At 64.8% G+C, this 21,220-nt stretch carries 19 protein-coding genes; 15 read left to right on the top strand and 4 right to left on the bottom strand.

Going from position 1 to position 21,220, the window contains the following annotated elements; genetic code table 11:
* Positions 1-44: 44 nt before the first annotated feature.
* The 3 genes from mhpT to VSR34_RS08285 all read left to right on the top strand — a co-directional run bounded on the left by mhpT (position 45) and on the right by VSR34_RS08285 (position 3,948).
* Complete coding sequence (gene mhpT / locus VSR34_RS08295; protein ID WP_342962299.1) at positions 45-1,292, top strand: 3-(3-hydroxy-phenyl)propionate transporter MhpT; 1,248 nt, start codon at positions 45-47, stop codon at positions 1,290-1,292.
* Between the two features lie 65 nt (positions 1,293-1,357).
* Positions 1,358-2,227, top strand: coding sequence for an alpha/beta fold hydrolase (locus VSR34_RS08290; protein ID WP_028229757.1), 870 nt, complete (start codon positions 1,358-1,360; stop codon positions 2,225-2,227).
* A 356-nt stretch (positions 2,228-2,583) separates the two neighbouring features.
* Positions 2,584-3,948: an MFS transporter gene (locus tag VSR34_RS08285; protein ID WP_081715935.1), complete on the top strand. Its 1,365-nt coding sequence runs from the start codon at positions 2,584-2,586 to the stop codon at positions 3,946-3,948.
* Between the two features lie 119 nt (positions 3,949-4,067).
* Here the strand turns inward: VSR34_RS08285 and VSR34_RS08280 are convergent, their stop codons facing one another.
* On the bottom strand, positions 4,068-4,994 hold the full coding sequence (locus VSR34_RS08280) for a LysR substrate-binding domain-containing protein (protein WP_342962298.1): 927 nt from the start codon (positions 4,992-4,994) through the stop codon (positions 4,068-4,070).
* A gap of 95 nt (positions 4,995-5,089) precedes the next feature.
* Here VSR34_RS08280 and VSR34_RS08275 point away from each other — a divergent pair, with 95 nt between their 5' ends.
* Positions 5,090-8,140 (top strand): FAD-binding and (Fe-S)-binding domain-containing protein, encoded by a 3,051-nt coding sequence (locus VSR34_RS08275; RefSeq protein ID WP_028229760.1) that lies wholly within the window; start codon positions 5,090-5,092, stop codon positions 8,138-8,140.
* Positions 8,141-8,171: 31 nt separating this feature from the next.
* On the opposite strand, the gene VSR34_RS08270 is transcribed toward VSR34_RS08275, so the two are convergent.
* Entirely contained in the window at positions 8,172-9,416 is a 1,245-nt protein-coding gene (locus VSR34_RS08270; protein WP_342962297.1) for a DUF1479 domain-containing protein, read from the bottom strand.
* A gap of 98 nt (positions 9,417-9,514) precedes the next feature.
* Between VSR34_RS08270 and VSR34_RS08265 the strand changes: the two genes are divergently transcribed.
* The 6 genes from VSR34_RS08265 (at position 9,515) to VSR34_RS08240 (ending at position 15,731) form a co-directional block, all read left to right on the top strand.
* Positions 9,515-10,498 (top strand): AraC family transcriptional regulator, encoded by a 984-nt coding sequence (locus VSR34_RS08265; protein WP_342962296.1) that lies wholly within the window; start codon positions 9,515-9,517, stop codon positions 10,496-10,498.
* 205 nt (positions 10,499-10,703) lie between these two features.
* Positions 10,704-11,948 (top strand): branched-chain amino acid ABC transporter substrate-binding protein, encoded by a 1,245-nt coding sequence (locus VSR34_RS08260; RefSeq protein ID WP_342962295.1) that lies wholly within the window; start codon positions 10,704-10,706, stop codon positions 11,946-11,948.
* A gap of 38 nt (positions 11,949-11,986) precedes the next feature.
* Positions 11,987-12,934: a branched-chain amino acid ABC transporter permease gene (locus tag VSR34_RS08255; RefSeq protein ID WP_028211143.1), complete on the top strand. Its 948-nt coding sequence runs from the start codon at positions 11,987-11,989 to the stop codon at positions 12,932-12,934.
* A gap of 3 nt (positions 12,935-12,937) precedes the next feature.
* Positions 12,938-14,248, top strand: coding sequence for a branched-chain amino acid ABC transporter permease (locus VSR34_RS08250; RefSeq protein WP_342962294.1), 1,311 nt, complete (start codon positions 12,938-12,940; stop codon positions 14,246-14,248).
* Positions 14,245-15,012: an ABC transporter ATP-binding protein gene (locus VSR34_RS08245; RefSeq protein ID WP_028211141.1), complete on the top strand. Its 768-nt coding sequence runs from the start codon at positions 14,245-14,247 to the stop codon at positions 15,010-15,012. Before VSR34_RS08250 ends, VSR34_RS08245 begins: the two co-directional genes overlap by 4 nt.
* Complete coding sequence (locus VSR34_RS08240) at positions 15,012-15,731, top strand: ABC transporter ATP-binding protein (protein ID WP_342962293.1); 720 nt, start codon at positions 15,012-15,014, stop codon at positions 15,729-15,731. Before VSR34_RS08245 ends, VSR34_RS08240 begins: the two co-directional genes overlap by 1 nt.
* Positions 15,732-15,756: 25 nt before the next feature.
* On the opposite strand, the gene VSR34_RS08235 is transcribed toward VSR34_RS08240, so the two are convergent.
* Entirely contained in the window at positions 15,757-17,157 is a 1,401-nt protein-coding gene (locus tag VSR34_RS08235; RefSeq protein ID WP_028229766.1) for a GntP family permease, read from the bottom strand.
* A 210-nt stretch (positions 17,158-17,367) separates the two neighbouring features.
* On the opposite strand from VSR34_RS08235, the gene VSR34_RS08230 reads away from it, so the two are divergent.
* Together VSR34_RS08230 and VSR34_RS08225 are read left to right on the top strand one after the other, a co-directional pair.
* Complete coding sequence (locus tag VSR34_RS08230) at positions 17,368-17,988, top strand: BON domain-containing protein (protein WP_342962292.1); 621 nt, start codon at positions 17,368-17,370, stop codon at positions 17,986-17,988.
* Between the two features lie 91 nt (positions 17,989-18,079).
* Positions 18,080-18,373 (top strand): hypothetical protein, encoded by a 294-nt coding sequence (locus VSR34_RS08225; protein ID WP_042287916.1) that lies wholly within the window; start codon positions 18,080-18,082, stop codon positions 18,371-18,373.
* Between the two features lie 27 nt (positions 18,374-18,400).
* Here the strand turns inward: VSR34_RS08225 and VSR34_RS08220 are convergent, their stop codons facing one another.
* Positions 18,401-19,651 carry a helix-turn-helix transcriptional regulator gene (locus VSR34_RS08220; RefSeq protein WP_028211136.1) on the bottom strand — a complete coding sequence of 417 codons (1,251 nt, stop codon included), beginning with the start codon at positions 19,649-19,651 and terminating at the stop codon, positions 18,401-18,403.
* 135 nt (positions 19,652-19,786) lie between these two features.
* Here VSR34_RS08220 and VSR34_RS08215 point away from each other — a divergent pair, with 135 nt between their 5' ends.
* The 3 genes from VSR34_RS08215 to VSR34_RS08205 all read left to right on the top strand — a co-directional run bounded on the left by VSR34_RS08215 (position 19,787) and on the right by VSR34_RS08205 (position 20,687).
* Positions 19,787-19,990 carry a hypothetical protein gene (locus VSR34_RS08215; RefSeq protein WP_154671110.1) on the top strand — a complete coding sequence of 68 codons (204 nt, stop codon included), beginning with the start codon at positions 19,787-19,789 and terminating at the stop codon, positions 19,988-19,990.
* A gap of 49 nt (positions 19,991-20,039) precedes the next feature.
* Positions 20,040-20,267: a hypothetical protein gene (locus VSR34_RS08210; protein WP_042287919.1), complete on the top strand. Its 228-nt coding sequence runs from the start codon at positions 20,040-20,042 to the stop codon at positions 20,265-20,267.
* Positions 20,268-20,393: 126 nt separating this feature from the next.
* Positions 20,394-20,687, top strand: a complete 294-nt coding sequence (locus VSR34_RS08205) for an H-NS histone family protein (protein ID WP_028211135.1) — start codon at positions 20,394-20,396, stop codon at positions 20,685-20,687.
* The last annotated feature ends 533 nt before the right edge of the window (positions 20,688-21,220 follow it).

Genomic DNA, 21,220 nt, shown 5'->3' with positions numbered 1-21,220 from the left:
CCGCCGGAAAGAGCGGCTCGAATATACATATCGTGGAGACTTTTATGACGTCGCGAAACAGTAGTGCTGGAGGAAATGGAACGAGCAGCAAGGCAACCATCGCCCTGTGTCTGGCGATTGCGCTGCTCGAGGGGCTGGACCTGCAATCGGCGGGCGTAGCCGGACCGCGCATGGCGAAGGAGTTTCATCTCGCCGTGGCGCAGATGGGGTGGGCGTTCAGCGCGGGCGCCATCGGCCTGCTGCCGGGCGCGGCGCTGGGCGGGCGGCTCGCCGACCGCTTTGGCCGCAAGCGCGTGCTGATGTGGTCGGTGACGCTGTTCGGGCTCTTCTCGCTCGCCACGACGATGGTGTGGAACTTCGAGAGCCTGCTCGTCGCGCGTCTGCTCACGGGTCTCGGCCTCGGCGCGGCGATGCCGAACCTGATCGCGCTGTGCTCGGAGGCCGCGGGCCCGCAGCAGCGCAGCACGGCGGTGGGCGCGATGTACTGCGGCATGCCGTTCGGCGCGGCGATCGCGGCGGTGATCGGCATGCTCGGGACCGGCGACGCAAGCTGGCGCCACGTGTTCTATGTCGGCGGCCTCGGCCCCATCGTGATGGTGCCGCTGCTCGGTCTGTTCCTGCGCGAGTCGCAGCAGTTCGTGGCGGCGAAGGCTTCGGTGGGGGCGAAGGCTGGCACGCCGGGTGTGACGGAAGCGCTGTGGCGCCACGGCCGCGCGCGCACCACGATCGCGCTGTGGATCAGCTACCTCGGCACGCTGATCGTGCTGTACTTCCTGATGAACTGGCTGCCCTCGATGGTGCTCGCACGCGGCCTCTCGCGCGTGCAGTCCAACCTCGTGCTCATGATGTTCAACATCGGCGGCGGCATCGGTGCCGTTGCGATTGCAACGATCATGGATCGATTCGGTCGCCGTGGCACGGTGATCGGCATGTACGTGGGCATGGTCGCCGCACTCGCCGTGCTCGCGAGCGCAGGCAGCGCGAGCGCGACTGCGGTGGGCGGGCTGCTTTGTGGTTTCTTCATCGTGGGAGGCCAGTCGGTGCTCTACGCGCTCGCGGGCCATGCGTATCCCACGGAAGTGCGTGGCACGGGCGTGGGCGCGGCGGTGGCTGTCGGGCGCCTGGGCTCAATTCTCGGGCCGCTGGTGGCAGGGCAGCTGTTCGCGCTGGGTCAGAGTCCGTCGATGCTGGTGGGCGCGAGCATTCCGCTCGCCTTGATCGCCGCGCTCGCGGCGCTCACTGTAGTGGGCGCGTTCAGGCAGCGCGGCGCGCTCGGCGCGCAGGGCGCATGAAATTGAAGGGGAGAAGGCGCGTGCCTTCTCCGGTACGAGTGATTACGTTTTAGAGGATGGTCATCATGACGGCAACGGCACAGGCAATCACGGAAGCCTCGACGAGCAGGTTCGCTCGCGTGAAGGACGGCGAGGTCGAGTTCCAGATTCACTACAACGACGCGGGCGAAGGCGCCGAAACGGTCGTCATGCTGCACGGCTCGGGTCCGGGCGCGAGCGGCTGGGCCAACTTCAACCGCAACGTCGAGCCGCTCGTCGCGGCAGGCTACCGCGTGATCCTGATGGATTGCCCGGGCTGGAGCAAGAGCGACCCCGTCGTGTGCACGAGTTCGCGCTCGGACCTGAATGGCCGCGTGCTCAAGGGCCTGCTGGACGTGCTCGACATCGAGCGCGTGCATATTCTCGGCAACTCGATGGGCGGCCATAGCGCCGTGGCCTTCGCGCTCGCCAACCCGCAGCGCGTGGGCAAGCTCGTGCTGATGGGCGGCGGCACCGGCGGACCGAGCAACTTCGTGCCGATGCCCACCGAAGGCATCAAGCTGCTGCAAGGCCTCTATCGCGAGCCGACCATCGAGAACCTCAAGCGCATGATGAACGTGTTCGTGTACGACGCGAGCGCGCTCACCGACGAACTGATGCAAACGCGCCTCGAAAACATGCTCGCGCGCCGTGACCACCTCGAAAACTTCGTGAAGAGCCTGGCCGCGTTCCCGAAGCAGTTCAGCGACTATGGTGCGCGCCTTGGCGAAATCGCCGCGCCCACGCTCGTGATCTGGGGCCGCGACGACCGCTTCGTGCCGATGGATATCGGCCTGCGCCTGCTGGCCGGCATGCAGAACGCGCAACTGCACGTGTTCAACCGCTGCGGCCACTGGGCGCAATGGGAGCATGCGGAAGCGTTCAACCGCATGGTGATCGATTTCCTGAAACACTAAGCGCGGTGACGAAGCGGCTTCGAGCCGCTTCATTGTCCGCATGGCGATGCGGCGCATCTCACGGTGCGCCGTTTTTTTTTGGGGCTGGCGCTGGATTGCCTGTGACGCCAGTTTCGTCGGATGAAATCCGGCGCCACCGATGTCCGCCGCGTGTTCTAAAGAGAAACCATTATTAGCGTAAAGCGAACCGATTCGTCATTGACAAATTAACGCCAACCCTCCTATGATCGGCTCACTGCCTGGCGACGCGCGCAGCACCTGCGTCCCGGCGAGCCGCGCAAGGCGCGCAAGACGCCGCGTACCCACGGTCTGCCCGGTTGCCCGGGCGAGCCGGAGTCATGTTTGGAGACTGGCAGATGCCCCAATCGCAATCGATCGCCCCGGACCGTGGGTCCGAAGCCGCGCACGCGTACGCCTCGACCGCGCAAGCCCCAAATCTCTCGATGCAGGACGACTCGCTCTACCGCAAGGTGTCGGCGCGCGTCATTCCGTTCCTGTTCGTTTGCTACGTCGTGTCGTTCCTCGACCGCATCAACATCGGCTTCGCGCAGTTGCAGATGAAGCACGATCTGGGCTTCAGCGACGCCATGTACGGCCTCGGCGCCGCCGTTTTCTACGTGGGCTACGTGCTGTGCGAAGTGCCGAGCAACATGCTGCTTGCGCGCTTCGGCGCGCGCCGCACGTTCACGCGCATCATGCTGCTGTGGGGCATTGCTTCCACGTGCATGATGTTCGTGTCGAGCCCCACGCAGTTCTACGCGCTGCGCTTCCTGCTGGGCGTATTCGAGGCGGGCTTCTTTCCGGGCATCGTGTTGTATCTCACGTACTGGTATCCGGCGCGCCGCCGCGCGGCCGTGTTCTCGATCTTCTTTGCGGGCGTCGCGGTGGCGGGCGTGCTGGGCGGCCTCATCTCGGGCTGGATCATGCGCGACATGGCGGGCGTGCTCGGTCTGGCCGGCTGGCGCTGGATGTTCGTGATCGAAGGGCTCCCGGCCGTGCTGCTCGGCCTCGTCGCGGCGTTCTGGCTCGTGGACGGCCCTGAAAAGGCCGGGTGGCTGAGCGAAGCCGAAAAGGCCCACCTTCTCGCGCAACGCGTTGGCGAAGGCGGCCACGCGCATTCCACGCGCTCGTTCGGCGCGGCGTTGCGCGACCCGCGTGTCTACCTCTTCGCGTTCATCTATTTCTCGCTGACCTGTGCCTCGCTCACGCTGAACTTCTGGATGCCGCTCATGATCCGCGACTTCGGCGTGCATGACGTGCTGTGGATCAGCCTCTATACGGTCATTCCGAATGCGCTTGGCGCGGTGGGCCTCATGTGGATCGCACGCCGCTCGGACCGGCGCGGCGAACGGCGCTGGCATTTCGCGGCCTGCACCGTTGGCGGCGGCATTGCGTTGGCGCTGCTCACGCTCCATCTTCCGAGCTTTGCCGCGATGATGGCGATCCTTTCGGTCGCAGCGGTGCTGATCTTTGCCGCCTTGCCGATCTTCTGGGCGGTGCCTTCTGCGTATCTTTCGGGCAAGGCGGCGGCCGCCGGCATCGCGCTCATCAGCAGCATCGGTATTACTAGCGGCATTGTGAGCCCATGGGCGATAGGGCTCATCAAGACGCATACCGGCAGCATGGATAACGCACTGTATGTGCTCGCGGCACTGCTGGCGGTGAGCGGGGCGGCGCTGGTGGCCGGGGTGCCGGCTTCCGCTGGCAGTCGGTCAAATTAGGCAAGCCTGAGCAGCGCGCCAATGCGGCAATCGAGCGGTGCGCCGCGTTTCGTCACCGGCATGGGCGCTGCTTTCGTTAGCGCGCTCGATGTCGAAATTCGATACTTGCGACCGGCAAATCAAGACGCCCCGGCAAGCTCCTGCAACAGCCAGTCACGAAACGCAACCAGCACGGGGTGGCGCTGCGCACGCTCCGGGTAGACCAGATAGTACGAGCGCGAGCTTTGCACCGCTTCGAATGGGCTGAGAAGCCGGTGTTCCTTCAATTCGTCTTCCACCAGCATGCGCGGCACGAGTCCCACGCCGATGCCGGCCACGACCGCCTGGATCAGATGCGAGGTCAGCTCGAAACTCGGACCCGGTTTCAGGGCGTCGTGGGGCAAGCCGAAATGCGCGCACCATTCGCGCCATGCGTCGGGGAAGCTGCGCACGCGCAGCAACGTAAGGCCTTCGAGGGCTTCCATCGTCGGAGCAGTGGCGCGTCGTCGTGACCTCGATGATCTTCGCGCGAAGGGCAGTGCCGCGGGGTTGCCGACCAGCACCAGTTCCTCCGCGTAGAGCCTGTGCGCCGTCACGCCAGGCCAGCGGCCGTCGCCTACTACGATGGCGGCGTCGAGATCCTGCGTCGAAAAGTCGGCGGCCTCGATGCGCGAATCGAGATCGACCTGCAAATCGGGGTGCGCCTGATAGAAGCGGTGCAGGCGCGGCAGCAGCCACTTGGCGCCGAATGTCGGCAGGGTTGCGACGCGCAGCTGCGTTTTCGGCGCATTCGAGGTGAGGGCCTGCAGCGTCGCGCTGCGGATCAGCGAGAGTGCGTGGGAAATCTCGGCCATATAGGCCCGGCCGATGTCCGTCGGCACGATGCGCTTGCCCTCGCGCGTGAAAAGCGTCAGGTCCAGCATCGCTTCGAGCGCCTGAACCTGGCGGCTCACGGCGCTCTGCGTGAGCGACAATTCCTCCGCGGCACGCGTGAAGCTCTCATGTCGCGCGGACGCTTCGAACGCGAGCAGCAGCGACATGGAAGGCGTGAGCTTGCGGTAATTCATTCATAAACCTCATGATCAACCCAACGAACATACGTTTGCCTGGGGCGGATTCGCACGCGACAATGCATTCCGATAATGGCGTCCCATACTTGATCATGACCATTGCCCAGCTTGCCGTCGGCGAATTCGTTAGTCCGGAAATCCGTCAATTTTTGCATGAATTGCAGGCGTCCGGTTTCGAGGGCGAAGTGGATACGAGCCACGCCACGCGCACGGTGCTGGCCACGGACAATTCGATTTACCAGCGCTACCCGCGCGCCGTCGTGTTTCCGCGCCATGCGCAGGATGTAGAGCGCCTCGCGAGCCTGCTCGGGCGCGAGGCGTTTCGCGGCGTGGCGGTCGCCGCGCGCGGCGGCGGCACGGGCACGAACGGGCAATCGCTGACCGAAGGCATCGTGGTCGATATGTCGAGGCATATGAACCGCGTCCTCGAAATCGACCCCGTTGCGCGTACGGCCAGAGTGGAGGCCGGCGTCGTCAAGGATCAGCTCAATGCGGAGCTGAAACGGCATGGGCTTTTCTTCGCGCCGGAGCTTTCGACTTCGAACCGCGCGACCATCGGCGGCATGATCAGCACGGATGCGAGCGGGCAGGGCAGTTGCACCTACGGGAAAACGCGCGACCATGTCCTTGCGCTGGAAACGGTCCTGGTGGGCGGCGAGCGCCTCTCCAGCGCGCCAGTCGATGACGCCGCGTTCGCGGCGCTTTGCGCGCGCGATGACAGGGTCGGCGCCGTCTATCGCACCGCGCGCGACATCAGCGAACGCGAAGCCGGCCTGATACGCGAGCGCTTTCCCCAATTGAACCGCTGCCTCACGGGTTACGACCTCGCTCATTTGCACGACAGTGAAGGCCGCTTCGATATCAACAGCGTGTTGTGCGGCTCGGAAGGCACGCTCGGCTTCATCGTCGAGGCGACGCTGAATGTGCTGCCGGTGCCAAAACACGCGGCGCTCGTCAACATCCGCTATGAGGGTTTCATGGATGCCCTGCGCGATGCGCGCGCGCTGATGGCACATCGTCCGCTCTCGATCGAAACCGTCGATTCCACGGTGCTGCGGCTGGCGCGCGAGGACATCGTCTGGCAAAGCGTGGCCGCGTACTTCCCCGATGACGAAGGCATCGAAGGCGGCGCGAGCGGTATCAACATGGTCGAATTCAACGGCGACGACGTGGACGAACTGCACGCACGCGTGGCCGCGTTTGTCGAGCACCTCAATACCGATGCGAGCGTGAAGCGTCTTGGCCACACGATCGCCGAAGGCGAGGCCGAAATCGGCCGCGTCTACGCGATGCGCAAGCGCGCGGTGGGCCTGCTGGGCAACGTGCGCGGCGCGAGCCGCCCGCAGCCCTTCGTGGAAGACACGGCAGTGCCACCCGAGAATCTCCCCGACTATATTGCCGAATTTCGCGCGCTGCTCGATGGGTTCGGCCTGCGCTACGGCATGTTCGGCCACGTGGATGCGGGGGTGCTGCACGTACGCCCTGCGCTCGACATGCGCAACCCCGACGAGGCCGCGCTCGTGCGCCCCATTTCGGACGCGGTGACCGCCTTGACCATGAAGTACGGCGGCCTGCTGTGGGGCGAGCATGGCAAGGGCGTGCGCTCCGAATACGTGCCCGCGTATTTCGGGCCCTTGTATCCGGCACTGCAGCGGCTGAAGGCGGCATTCGATCCGCACAACCAGCTCAATCCCGGCAAGATCGCCACGCCGGCGGGCGCGAGTGCGACGCTGCTGAAGATCGACACGACGCCGCTGCGCGGCGAACTTGACCGCCGGATCGACGAGCGAGTGTGGCAAGCCAATGCCGACGCCGTTCACTGCAACGGCAACGGCGCCTGCTACAACTTCGACCCCGACGACGCGATGTGCCCGTCATGGAAGGCCACCCGCGAGCGCGCGCACTCGCCGAAGGGCCGTGCCTCGCTCATGCGGGAATGGCTGCGCATGCAACAGGATGCGGGGGTGGATGTGACCGCGCCGCCGGTGGCGGCGGCGTTGCCGGTGCGCATCGTCAACAGCGTGCGCAAGCGCAAAGGCGAGCCCGACTTTTCGCATGAAGTTTATGACGCCATGGCCGGTTGCCTTTCGTGCAAGTCTTGTGCGGGGCAGTGCCCAGTGAAGGTGAGCGTGCCCGAGTTCCGCGCGCGTTTTCTGGAGCGGTATCACACACGTTATTTGCGACCGCTGCGCGACTATCTGATCGGTTCGCTCGAATCCACGGTGCCGCGCGTTGCGGCGCTGCCGGGCGCGCGAAGCGTCTACAACGCGCTGATGGGGGCGCGTCTCGTCAGAGCGTTGCTTGCGCGCTGCCTCGGCATGGTCGATAGCCCGTTGCTGAGCGACGTCTCGTGGCGTGGCGCGTTGCGCAGGTCCGGCGCGCAGTTGGCGACGCCGGAGCGGCTCGCCGCGCTCAACGACGCAGGGCGCCAGCGTAGCGTGATCGTGGTTCAGGACGCCTTCACGCGCTACTTCGAAACGCCGGTGGCGGCCGCGTTCCTGGAACTCGCCGCGCGTCTTGGTTATCAGGTCTTCGTCGCGCCTTATCTGCCCAACGGCAAACCGCTGCACGTGCAGGGCTTTCTACCGCAATTTCGCCGCGCGGCCCGCCGCAATGCGGCGCAACTCGCGGCGCTCGCGCGTTCCGGCGTGCCGCTGGTCGGCCTCGATCCGGCCATGACGCTCGTATACCGTCAGGAGTACACAAAGGTGGAAGGGATCGAGGCGCCGCCCGTGGTGAAGCTGCCGCAGGAATGGCTGCTCGGTGCGTTGCGGGGGCGCGCCGCAGCGTCGAGCGTGACCGCGTCGTTCCGCCTGCTCCCGCATTGCACCGAGCGCACCAATGCGAGCGCCGCCACGGGCTTGTGGAAGGAAGTATTCGCGGCGGCCGGTCTCGCGCTCACGACGCCCGCTAGCGGATGCTGCGGCATGTCGGGCACATATGGCCACGAAGCGCGAAACCGGGTGACTTCGGAGACGATCTTCGAGCAATCGTGGGCCCGGCATGTCGATGCGGCATCCAACCGGGCGCCTGGTGCGGATGAGTTGCTCGCCACCGGCTATTCCTGCCGTTGCCAGGTCAAGCGTTTGCGCGGGCGGCAGTTGCGTCACCCGGTTCAGGCGTTGCTGGATGCCATGCGCTGAACCATCGCGTTGAACCTTTCCGTGCGAGCACTCATCGATTGAGTCCCATCTGTGCACGCCCGAGCGGCGTGAGGTCGTCGATCGTTGCGCGCCCAACGAAATCGACTTCGAAGTGATCCGCCGGGAAATCGGGAGGACTCTTGCCATCGAGAAAGCCCGGAAGCTGCCGCTCGAGATACGCGTCGTTCTTGGCGCACGACGGGGCCGAGGCGATATACATCACGTTGCTGTAGCCCTTGCCGCGATGCGCATCCTCAACGGCATGAATGACGTCGCTATGCCAGAAGACCGCATCGCCGGCCTGCATCAAGGGAATCGACGAAAGCGCGTGGAAAAGTGGCGCATGGTACTCCGGCTTGATCGACAAGGCGCGGCCTGGCATCGCACCACATAGGTCGTCGTCGGCGATATCGTCTTGCAGCGCACGCAGCAGGATATAGACCATCGCGTTCGCAATGGGCACGAGTTGGAGCGTGCCGTCGCCGGGGCCTTGCGGCGTGAGCGCCGTCCATCCCTGGAACGTGCGGAACATGGAGCAGACCGCCGGCGACGGAATTTCCTCGACCTCGGTGCGCCATGCCGCGTCGAACGGGTCGTAGCGGCGCCAATCGCCGGAGAAGACATGCCGGTAGACCTTGCGGAAGTTCGCTTCGATCCAGCGCTCGACCGAACCGCCGTCGCAGTGAGCGGAGAGCCCCAGCGATTCGGAGCCGGGCGGACGTCGGCGCAGCCTGTCCGCATAAACCGGCACGTGGTCCGGATCGAAATGCACGCGGCCTTCGCTCTCATTGCGCCACAGCCGGTTCAGGAACACGCGCGCTTGCGTCAGCTCGGCGGACTGGCGCGCCAGCACTTGCGGTTTCGACCAGTAAACACCGTAAATTTGGGGCTTGCCGGAGGCGAGCTGACCGAAGTACTTGTCTTCCGCGCGATTGAGCAGTTTCTGGTCGAGATGGTTTCGCTCGACGTATTGCGCAATGTCGTTGTCCCAGTGCTCCACGAGCGAGCGGTCGAATACGTTGCGGATGACACAGGCGCCTCGTGCCTTGACGAGCGCAATCTGGTCCGCGCCGATGCGGTTTTCCACGATGTCCGCGAACGATATTTCGGGGATGACGGGCTCGCCGCGCTGTCGAAGCTGCGCGATGCGCTGCGCCTCTTCGTGCATCGCCGATTCCACTTCGGCGAAAACCGCTTTGTAGTGGGGCAGGTTTTCGCGCAATGCGCGCTTCGCCTTGCGAATGGCCGCCGGAAGGTCGTCGATATGCAATGCCATTGGGTTGTCTCCACATCGTGATTTCGAATGCTCGCAGCGTACGCCGACGCGGCGTTGTCTGGTGATACGATCCAGTCATTCTTTTTGCGGTTCCGGCCATGAAAGCAGCATACGAGCGCGTCGACTTCGGCAAAAGCTGTTCAGTGCGGGTTTACCATCGGCGCTTGCCGAGAATTCCGTTCGAGTGGCATCACCACCCCGAATACGAACTTACGCTGACGATGAACAGCCACGGCAAGCGCTTCATCGGGGACTCGGTCACCGTCTACGGCGACAACGACCTCGTCCTGGTCCCGCCGGACATGCCGCACACATGGTCGTCCAATCGCTCGATCGACCCGGCGGACGCGCAGGTCGCGATCGTCATCTGGTTCGAGGGCGGCTGGGTGCAGCGCCTCGCAGACGTGTGCCCGGAGTACGCGGAGCTTCGCAACCTGTTGCGGCGCGCGGCCTGCGGGCTGGCCTTCGAAGCAGGCGTCGGCGCGCGGGTGCGCGGCTATCTGGACCGCCTCCTGTGCGCGGACCCACGGGTGCGCCTTGCGGCGGTGCTGGACATCCTGGTCTGGTTGGCGGACTTGCCCGCGAGCCCGTTGGCCACACCGAGCGCATTCGAAGGGCGAGTCGGCGCGTCTTCGGGCTATGAGCCCGAGCAGTTGAACAGGGTGCTCGCGTTGATCGAGACACAGTTCTCCCAGCCCTTGCGGCTTTCCACGCTGGCCAAGGCGTCGGGTCTCTCCGAACGCACGCTCACGCGGCACTTCGTGCAGCACATGGGCGAAAGCGTCGGGCAGTACATCGCGCGGGTTCGAATCGGCCATGCCTGCCGGATGCTGACCGAGTCGCAGATGCCCATTTCCGTCATCGCCGCATGGTCCGGGTTCCCGAATGTCGCCAACTTCAACCGGCAATTCAAGGCTGCGAAGGCATTGACTCCACTAGCCTACCGGCAGCGGTTCACGGGCGCGAAGCGCGCCGGGGAGCACGCCGTACCGCCACTCACCGAACGCTCCCCTTCGCTGGAGAAAGCGCGACGAACGACGACGGGAACGACGGCCGGCAAGCCGCGCCAGCCTCGCGCCTGATGCGCGAGCGGCACGCTATGCAGCCGCACCGTAAGCGAGGTGAAATAGAACGGGCGGCATGATGCAATGCGCTATGCCCTGTGGTGTCAGCGATTTCCCTGGCATGCTGTCATTGCCGCCTGGAATGTGGTGATATAGCGAAAATCGCACGACCGGACAGAAATATCGCGAACGACACGCTATGCCCACACAAAGGAGACAGTCCATGAGGATGTTGCGCGCGTTGCTGATTGGTGCGGTTGCAGGTTCTGCATGGGTGGCTGGGGCCGCGCGAGCGGAGACGGTCAGGATTGCGTTCATCGATCCACTGTCGGGCCTGATGGCATCGCTTGGAACGAATCAGCTGCATAGCTGGCAATACACGGCCGAATTTGCCAATGAACATAACTGGGCAAACGGCACGAAGTTCGAGGTGGTCGGGTTCGACAACAAGCTCTCGCCGCAGGAGAGCCTGACGCTGCTGACCCAGGCCGCCGACCAGGGCATTCGCTATATCGTGCAGGGCAACGGATCCTCGGTGGGCATCGCGCTGGAAGATGCGGTCGCGAAGTACAATGCGCGCAATCCGGGCAAGGAAATCGTCTATTTGAACTACGCCGCGGTGGACCCCGCGATGACCAACGCGCGGTGCGACTACTGGCACTTCCGCCTCGACGCGAACGCGGACATGAAGATGGATGCGCTCACCACGTTCCTCGCGCGCGACAAGGACATCAAGAAGGTCTACCTGATCAATCAGGACTACTCGTTCGGCCATGACGTCTCGCGCGCGGCGCGCGAGGACCTGAAGAGCAAGCGCCCGGATATCGTGATCGTCGGCGACGACTTTCATCCGCTCGCGCGCGTGAAGGACTTCTCGCCTTACGCGACCAAGATCAAGGCTTCGGGCGCCGACACGGTCATCACGGGCAACTGGGGCAGCGATCTCGCGTTGCTCGTGAAGGCGAGCAAGGACGCGGGCGTGACGTCCAGCTTCTACACGTATTACGGCGGCACGACCGGCGTGCCGACCGCGATGGGTGCGGACGGCGCCGATCACGTCAAGTACGTCGGGGTGTTCGGCCCGAACACGGCGGGCAACCCGCCGGTGGTCGGGCAGATCATCGAAGGCTACAAGAAGAAGTACAACGACGACTACTACCTGGCGACGGCCTATACCGGCATCGCCATGTTGAGCAAGGCAATGAACGCAACGAAGTCGACGGATCCGGTCAAGGTGGCCAAGGCCTTCGAAGCCATGACGGTGGACGGCATGAACGGCCCGGTGACGATGCGCGCCGCGGATCACCAGGCGCAGCAATCGCTGGTGATCGCGACCTGGACGCGGGTGGACGGCAAAGCCGTGAAGTACGATCAGGAGAACACCGGCTATGGCTGGCGCACCGACGTCCAGCTCGGGCCGACCGCGGCGACGCAGCCGACCACTTGCCAGATGAAGCGGCCGGGCTGAACGCTGCCGGCGCGACACTTCACAAGGATCATCGGGCAGTGGAATTTCTGACCATCTCTCTGTTGAACGGCGTCAGCTACGGGCTGCTGCTGTTCATGCTTTCGTCGGGCCTCACGCTGATCTTCAGCATGATGGGCGTGCTCAACTTCGCGCACGCGAGCTTCTACATGCTCGGGGCCTACTTCGCATACACCGTTGCGAGCAAGATTGGCTTCTGGCCGGCGCTCGTGGTGGCGCCGGTGCTCGTGGCCGGGGTGGGCGCGCTCGTCGAGCGTTTCGGCCTGCGCACCGTGCACAAGTTCGGGCATGTGGCGGAGCTGCTGTTCACCTTCGGCCTTTCGTATCTAATCGTGGAGGGCGTCAAGCTGGTCTGGGGGCTCGCCGCCGTGCCGTATGCGATTCCGCCCGAACTGAACGGCGCGCTCTTCACGGTGTTCAACTCGGCATTCCCGAAATATCGCGCCTTCATGATGCTGATATCGGTTTCGATGCTCGCGGCGCTGTATCTGGTGTTGACGCGCACGCGCATCGGCCTCGTCATCCAGGCCTCGCTCACGCATCCGGAAATGGTCGAGGCACTGGGGCACAACGTGCCGCGCGTGTTCATGCTGGTGTTCGGCGGCGGCGCCGCGCTGGCGGGGCTGGCGGGCGTGATCGGCGGCAATGCGTTCGTCACTTCGCCTTCCATGGCCGAGTCGGTGGGGACGATCGTGTTCGTCATCGCCGTGGTGGGCGGCATGGGCTCGCTGCCGGGCGCGTTCATCGCGTCGTTGCTGATCGGCATCATGCAGACATTCGCCGTGACGATCGATGTTTCGCTGTCCGATCTATTTTCGCTCGCTGGCGTGACGGTGACGGAGAGCACCGCGATGGCGTCGCTATTGCGCATGCCCGTATCGCAGGTCGCGCCGATTCTGCCTTACCTGCTGATGGTGCTCATGATGATCCTGCGGCCGCGCGGGTTGCTCGGCAAGCGGGAGGGGTGAACGATGAAGCCGCTCATTCAAGCCCGTACCGGTTCGGCGTCGCAGCGCCAGGGTCGGTTGCAATCCGGCCATTCGCTGCGCCTCTACATCTGGGGCGCGACGGCGCTCGCGATGCTGGTGCTGCCGCTCGTGTTTTCCAGCGGCTTCGCGATCGCCCTGCTTTCGCAGATGGGCATCATGATCATCTTCGCGCTCTCGTACAACATGCTGCTCGGGCAGACCGGCATGCTCTCGTTCGGACACGCCGTGTACTCCGGCCTCGGCGCCTTCGTGGCGGCGCATGTGCTCAACCAGATCGGCGCGGCCCATTTTCCGTTGCCGGTCTCGCTGCTGCCGCTGGTGGGCGGGTTCGGGGGCATGCTGTTCGGCGTGCTGTTCGGCTATGTGACCACGCGCAAGTCGGGCACCACCTTCGCGATGATTACACTCGGCATCGGCGAAATGGTGGCGGCCAGCTCGCTAATGTTCCCCGGTTTCTTCGGCGGAGAAGGCGGCGTGCCGACCAACCGCACGGCCGGCCATGCGGTGCTCGGCATCACGTACGGCCCGGCGATCCAGGTTTATTACCTGATTGCGGTCTGGTGTCTCGTCTCGATGATCGCCATGTACGCATGGACGCAGACCCCGCTCGGCCGCATCGCCAACGCCGTGCGCGACAATCCCGAACGCGCCGGATTCGTGGGATACGACACGCAGCGCGTGCGCTTTCTCGTGATGATCCTCTCGGCGTTCTTTGCGGGCATCGCGGGCGGCCTGTCGGCGATCGACTTCGAGATCGTGACCGCCGAGAACGTCGGCGCCGCGCAGTCGGGTGGCGTGCTGCTGGCGACGTTCATCGGTGGCGGGGCGTACTTCTTCGGGCCGGTCATCGGCTCCATTTTGTTCGTGCTGTTCGCGGTGGCGTTGTCCAATCTCACGCCGGCATGGTTGCTGTACCTCGGGCTCTTTTTCGTGCTGGTGGTGATGTACGTGCCGGGCGGCGTATCGAGCCTGTTGATGAAACAGGTTCCGCTGATCGCCGCGCGCAAGCTGCACCGCATGCTGCCGTCGTACGCCGCGGCGCTGGGCGCCGCGACGATCGTGCTTTGCGCGCTGGTGCTGACGGTCGAACTCGTCTACAAGCTGCAGATCGACAGCGATAGCGGCACTGCGATGCGGCTCATGGGCGTGAGCTTCGATGCCGCGTCGTGGGCGCCCCGCGCCGTCGCGGCGGCGCTGTGGGCGCTGGGCTTGCCGGCCTCGCGTCTCGCGGCCGCGCGCCTGCGCGATGCGTGGGATCGTGTGCAACGGGAAATCGCGGGGAGCCACGCATGACGAGCGCGCTGGAATTACGTGAAGTGCGCAAGCAGTTCGGGCGTACGGAGATCATTCGCGGCGTGAACCTGGATATCGCGAAGGGCGAGCGTCACGCACTGATCGGCCCCAACGGCGCGGGCAAATCGACTACGTTCAACCTGATCTCGGGGCGCATCGCGCCTACCTCGGGGTCGGTCAAGCTGAACGGCTTCGATATCGGCGGGCTGCCGCCGTACAAGATCAACCGTATGGGCCTGTCGCGCAGTTTTCAGGTGACCAACATTTTTCATCGCCTTTCGGTGTTCGAGAATTTGCGCTGCGCCGTGTTGTGGGCGCTCGGCTACCGGTATTCGTTCTGGCATCGCCTCGAGCAGTTGCGCGACGCGCGCGAACGCGCCGAAGCCGTGCTGGAGCTGATCGGATTGCAGGGCCGGCACGACACGCCCGCCGGACTGCTCACTTACGCGGAGCAGCGCGCGCTCGAAATCGGCATCACGATTGCGGGCGGCGCCGAAGTGATCCTGCTCGACGAGCCGACGGCGGGCATGAGCCGTTCGGAATCGGACCACGCGGTGGAACTGATTCGCCGGGTCACGGTTGGCAAGACGCTGGTGATGGTCGAGCACGACATGAGCGTCGTGTTCGGCCTCGCCGACCGCATCTCGGTGCTGGTCTACGGCGAGGTGATCGCCACGGACACGCCGCAGGCCATCCGTAACAACCGCCGCGTGAAGGAAGCCTATCTGGGCACCACGCTGGACGAAGCCACAGGGGCACATTGATGGCCAGCGCCAATGCCATGCTCGAGGTGCGCGGCCTGCATGCGTTCTACGGCAAGAGCCATATCCTGCACGGGGTGGAGATGCAGGTTGGCGAGGGCGAGATCGTCGCCTTGCTGGGGCGCAACGGCGTGGGCCGCTCGACGCTCGCCAAGGCGATCATGGGGCTCGTCCGGTGCGAGGGGCATATCCTGCTGCGCGGACAGGACGTGCGCGGGCTGCGCACGTTCGAGATCGCGCACCGGGGAATCGGCTACGTCCCGGAGAACCGCGATATTTTCCCGACGCTGACCGTGCGGCAGAACCTCATGCTCGGCGAAAAGCGCAACGGGTCGCGACACAAGCCGCGCTGGCAACTGGACGACATGTACCGGCTATTCCCGCGCCTGAAGGAGCGCGAGAACACGGCTGCGGGCCTGCTGTCCGGAGGCGAGCAGCAGATGCTGACGCTGTGCCGCACGCTCATGGGCGACCCCGATCTCATCATCATCGACGAGCCGACCGAAGGGCTCGCGCCGCTCGTCGTCGCGCAGGTGGCCGACTATCTGAAGACGCTGAAGGCGCGCGGCATTTCGGTGCTGCTCGTCGAGCAGAAGCAGGCCATTGCGCTCGACATCTCGCAGCGCGTGTACGTCATGGGGCATGGCCAGATCGTCTTCGAGGGGACGCCGCAGCAGTTGAAGAACGATGCGCGCGTCCGGCAGGAATGGCTCGAAGTGTAGGGCGCGCGCCCGCACCCGCCACGCGTTAGACAAGCCCCGTCAGGTAGAACACGGCGATGACGAAAAAGACGGCCAGCGTCTTGATGACCGTCACGGCAAAAATGTCCCGATACGATTCGCGGTGCGTGAGCCCCGTGACCGCGAGCAGCGTGATGACCGCGCCGTTGTGCGGCAGCGTGTCCATGCCGCCGCTCGCCATGGCCACCACGCGGTGCAGCACGTCCATGGGAATGTGCGCCGCCTGCGCGTTCTTGATGAAGGTCTCCGACATGGCCGCGAGCGCGATGCTCATGCCGCCCGAAGCCGAGCCCGTGATGCCCGCGAGCGCGCTCACGGAAACGGCGGCATTGACGAGCGGGTTCGGAATGCTTCTGAGCGCATCACTCACGACGATGAAGCCAGGCAGCGCCGCGACCACGCCGCCGAAGCCATACTCCGAGGCCGTATTCATCGAAGCCAGCAGCGCGCCGCCCACGGCCGCCTTCGTGCCGTTCGCGAAGCGGTCTTTCACGCGGCCGAACGCCGTCACGATCACGAGCACGATGCCGGCGAGCAGCGCGCCCTGCACCGCCCAGATCGCAACGACCTGCTTGACGGTGGCCGTGACCGGCGTATGAACGCCGGGCAGGACTTCGGGCGGGACGGTCACGCTGTCGCCGTACCAGACGGGAATCCACCGCGTGAGCAGGAAGTTCGCCACGCCCACCAGCACGAGCGGCGCGAGCGCGAGCACCGGATTGGGCAGTTGCTCGGTCTTCACGTGCTCGGGCTCGTTCACGAGCGACGTGCCGTAGCCTTCGCCTTTCGCCATCGCGCTGCGGCGGCGCCATTCGAGGTACGAGAGGCCCACCACGACGATGAAAAGCGAGCCGATCACGCCGAGCCAGGGCGCGGCCCACGCCGTGGTCTTGAAGAATGTGGTGGGGATGATGTTCTGGATTTGCGGCGTGCCGGGCAGCGAATCCATCGTGAACGAGAATGCGCCGAGCGCGATGGCACCGGGCATGAGGCGCTTGGGGATATCGCTCTGGCGATACAGCTCGGCCGCGAACGGGTACACGGCGAACACCACCACGAAGAGCGAAACGCCGCCGTACGTGAGCAACGCGCACACGGCCACGATCACGGCGTTAGCGCGCGAGCGGCCGATATAGCGGATGGCGGCGTGCACGATCGCCTCGGAAAAGCCGGATAGTTCGATCACCTTCCCAAACACGGCGCCAAGCAGGAACACGGGAAAGTAGAGCTTCACGAAGCCCACCATCTTTTCCATGAAGATGCCGGAAAAGACCGGCGCGACAGCGGCGGGTTCGGTGAGAAGGACGGCGCCTAGCGCGGCGATGGGCGCGAAGAGAATCACGCTGTAGCCGCGGTACGCGGCGAGCATGAGGAACGCGAGGGCGGCGAGAACGATAACAAACGACATGGAGTCTCCTGCGGATCGATCGTGTTGCGCGGTGCGGGTCGTTGCGTGAGCGACGGCTCTGGATGCGGCTTCGGCTTCTGGTATGGCGCGGCCATGATGCGTCGCAGCGATTGTAGCGAAAGCAGGTGTCTCCTTATTGCGAGCGTGGCGGCGCCGCTCTATCGTTCTCGCAGGAGAGGTGGCCGGAACCGGCCCATGCGGTGACAGTCGATGAGCGCAATTGGTACGAGGGGGCAAAGCGTGCGGCGCACGCTCGCAGTCAGGGCGGCGCGGCTTGCGACCGTGCTTGCCTGGGTGGGTGGTGTCGCGTTATCCGGCGTTCGCGGTGCGCTCGCGCAGTCGCAAGCCGGTGCGTCCGCACCCGGCTCGGTGGATGCAACGGCTACAGCTACGGCAGATACCGCGCGCAAGAACTGGTACAACGATCCGTTCTTCGCGCTATCGAATTCGATTGCGGCTTGCCCGCAGCCGCTCGGCCCGCTGATGACGAAAGCCGAAGCCGAGGACGACGCCCACTATCGCGTGGAGCGCGGCACGACTTGCTGGCTCGCGCACAAGTGCGCGAAGCCGAACTCGTATCTTTACGATCCCGACATTGCAGCGGCCATTCGCCGACAACTCGAAGGCGATGCCCTGTTCGCGGGCACGAGCATCTGGATCACGGTGCAGCGCCGTTTCGTCTATGCGGAAGGCTGTGCGGGCGCGGGTTTCGACAGCGCGGCGCTCGAGCGCAGGCTCCTTGCGATTCCCGACGTCGAGCAGGTCTTCGTGCGCGTGCGCTCGGATCCGCGTCGGCCGCTGCCATACAAGACGCGCTCGACTGCGCCGTGAGCGCTTACACCCGACAGCGATGCATCGCACACGGCTCGCGGCATGGCACAATCGCGTGTCGAAAAACTAGAAGGCCCGTCGGGGTGCTCCAATGACTCGTCCTGGTTCGCCGTTGTTCCCGCCGTTGTTCCGCGTGGGCAAATTGCCGTTCGCGCTATGTGCGTTGACCTTGATCGCCGGGCTGGCTGCGTGCAGCAGCGCGCCGCCGTTGTTTCTTTCGGACGGCCGTCCGACGGTCCAGGTGCAATGCGCGGCCTCGGGCGATCACGATTCGTGTACGCAACAGGCCCGCGCCCGTTGCGATGGCGCGGGCTTTGATGCGGTCGCCCACTCCAGCGACGGCGACACCTACACGCTCGTGTTCGCCTGCCGCAAGCCAAAGTAAGCCCATCGGGCTGACAGCGAGCGCCGTTCAGCCATCGGCGGGTGCGCCTGCGACGCGCGCCGGCAGATTCAGCAAGAGGCGCAGTAGGTCGGGCTGGCGGCGCGTCGCCGTCTTCTGAAAGATCGATTGCAATTGTTTGCGCACGGTATCGTGCTGCACGCCTACGTGCGCGGCGATTTCCTTTTGCGTGAGGCCTTCCGCGAGCAGCAGCGCGATGCGGCATTCGGCGGGCGAGAGATCGAAGGCCGTGGCGAGCACCTGCTCGTCGACCAGCGGTGCAGACCGCGGGTGATAGAACGTCAGCGCGGCGAAGGCGCGCGGTTCCGGGGCCGGGGCATCATCGGCCATGACCACGTTATAGAACGCGTAGAGCACCTCCTGCTGGCTCGCTGCTAGCTTCAGCGGCGCTCGCACGCCAGGCGGTTCGCTGTGGCCATCCGGGGCCGGCTCCGCTGCAGAAACGGCCTCCGACGCGCCTTTGCCGGCCACCGCCCCGACGATACGCAGCGCGCGATAACGCGCCGCTGCGGCGCGCGCGCCGCTCGCCCGGCTGCGCAGCCGGGCCTCGCTCACCGCGATGTCCTCTAGCAGGCGCGCGTGATGGGGCGCGGCGAGCGAGAGCCGCCGCCCGCGCACACGCACGAGCGAGGTCGTTCTCAGAAGCCGCTGCGCGGCTTCGTTGCAATGGAGCACCTCGCCCAGCGCGCTCACGAGCATGGCCGGAGGGCGTGAGCGGTTTGCAAGCGCGTCGGCGTTCAGCGCGAAGCGGCGCGCGTACACGCGCACCGCGCGGATGAGATGCGGCGTGAGCCGTTCGAGCAGATCGCGATGTTCGCCTGAGAGCGGTCCCGCCCCGGCGTGGCCGTTGCACGCGAGCATGACCACGAGGCCATGCTGGTCGATGAGCTTGCACAGCGCGACGCAACGATGGCCTTCCTTGAACGGCCAGAGCGCCAGACCGACAGCACCGTCGTCCGCGCCATCGAGCTCGACGCCGCCATGCAGCCACTTGCCGGCCGGAAACCCTCGCAGCCACGCGAGCCGCGCGTCGTGGCGATAAAGCGGGTGAATTCGCTCCAGCGGTTCGGCTCTGTCGAGCGCGAAACCGTCGCTCCAGGAAAAAAGATCGCGTTGCCGCTCGAAGCCGAACAGATGAATCGAGGCGACGCCAGCCGTTTCTCGCAAATGCGCGCAAAAATCCTTCCACGCGCAAGGATTTTCGATCGTGTCGTAAATGGCATGCAGCAGGCGATCATATTGTGATTCGTTCGTTTTCACGCCGTCCCCATTGTTCGTTTTGTCGGCGGGCTAATCTGCGTCTAAATGCGCTCCGCATGCCGTTCCACAATTGAGGAATGTACAGATTCGGTGGCCCCCGTTAATCTGCCTTCCGTATTTCGATGCGGACGCAACGTGAGCGTGGACGACCGGCCTCCTGAATTCCGTGCGGTATCCAACGGAGGCTTTGACTCGCAGGTTTTATTCTGGTCTGACGTTACGAACAATACGCACAATCGCCAGCGGTATGCACTTATTACGGATTTCGGAGCGCCGGCGATTGCAAATCTGACCGATTATTCCGCCGCACGCGGAAAAGCGGTGATGCGACGAAAGTGAGTGCATACGCGCGAGCTCGATAAGACTGGTTATAACCCCGGGGGCAGCGATGAATCATCATCAACTCGAAAAGGACATTGAGCATCTCGAACACATCATCGCGCGGCTTTCAGGTCGCGACCGCATTCCCCTTTCTTATTGGCGCGGCCGGCTCGATTCGGTATCGAGCGAAAACCTCGTGCCTTCGCAGATACAGCGCGTGAAGCGGCTCAACGAGGCGCTGCGCGCGCTCGAAAGCCGCCTGACGCGCGAATCCGTGCAGCAGCGCGATCGCTAGCGCCACCTGTGTGGCAAGTCAGCCAACGTTTGCGGCAGGATTGTAAAAGGCACGCGTCTTCCCGGACACCTGGGCTCCAAACCGGTCACAATGGCAGTCTCGTGACTCAACTGGAGATGACGTTCCATGCCGAGCTACAAGCAATTGACCGCCCAGCTGGAGAAACTTCACAAGGAAGTGGCTGTGGCGCGCGAAAAGGAAATCGCCCAGGCGATCGCCGAGATCAAGGAAAAGATCGCGGAGTACGACATCACCGCGGAAGAGCTGGGCTTCACGAGCCGGCGCGGGCGCCCCGCGCGCAAAAAGGCGCAGCCGGCTCGCTACATGAACCCCAAAACCGGCGAAACCTGGAGCGGCCGCGGCCGAGCGCCGGGATGGCTGGCGGGCAAGAACCGCGAACGCTTTCTCATCAAGGAATAACGGGCGATCTGGCGCGTACCGTCACGCCGGACTGAGCAAGACGCCCCGGGGTGACGGCCGGTACTTTTCCCGACTCGCTCGATGATCCCGAAAAAGCTCACCTCACGGCCGGCATGGGGCCCGGCGTAGGTGCCCAGTGCGCGTGAGCGCCGCACGCACCGGAAAGCAACTATTTGTCGGGAAAGGAAGTTTTCAGAAAAAGGCGGCTGCGCTCCGCGAACGTGAATCCGATGAATCGGAAAAAGGCGGCTGCGCTCCGCGAACGTGAATCCGATGAATCGCCGAGACGGCGGCGACCGGCGCGCTCGCGCCGCGATCCTGTAAAAGCTCACCTGGCGCAGCGCCCGAGAGGTTCTCCGCGCGCGAGGCCTGTTCAAACGGCTTCGAACCCCTTCAAACGTTTAGTCGGCGGCGCGAATGCCGTGTATCATTCGGTCCCGGCGCCGTTTCGCGCGGGCATCCCCGGGGACATCCCGATCGCTCGTGCTATTCGCCGCGCAAACAGCCGCGCACTTGACGCATATCGCCGCACA

This window comes from Paraburkholderia sp. JHI2823 (assembly GCF_038900695.1).
Lineage (GTDB): Bacteria > Pseudomonadota > Gammaproteobacteria > Burkholderiales > Burkholderiaceae > Paraburkholderia > Paraburkholderia mimosarum.
Note: the sequence above shows the minus strand (reverse complement) of the source record. Positions and strands in the feature narration are given on the sequence as shown.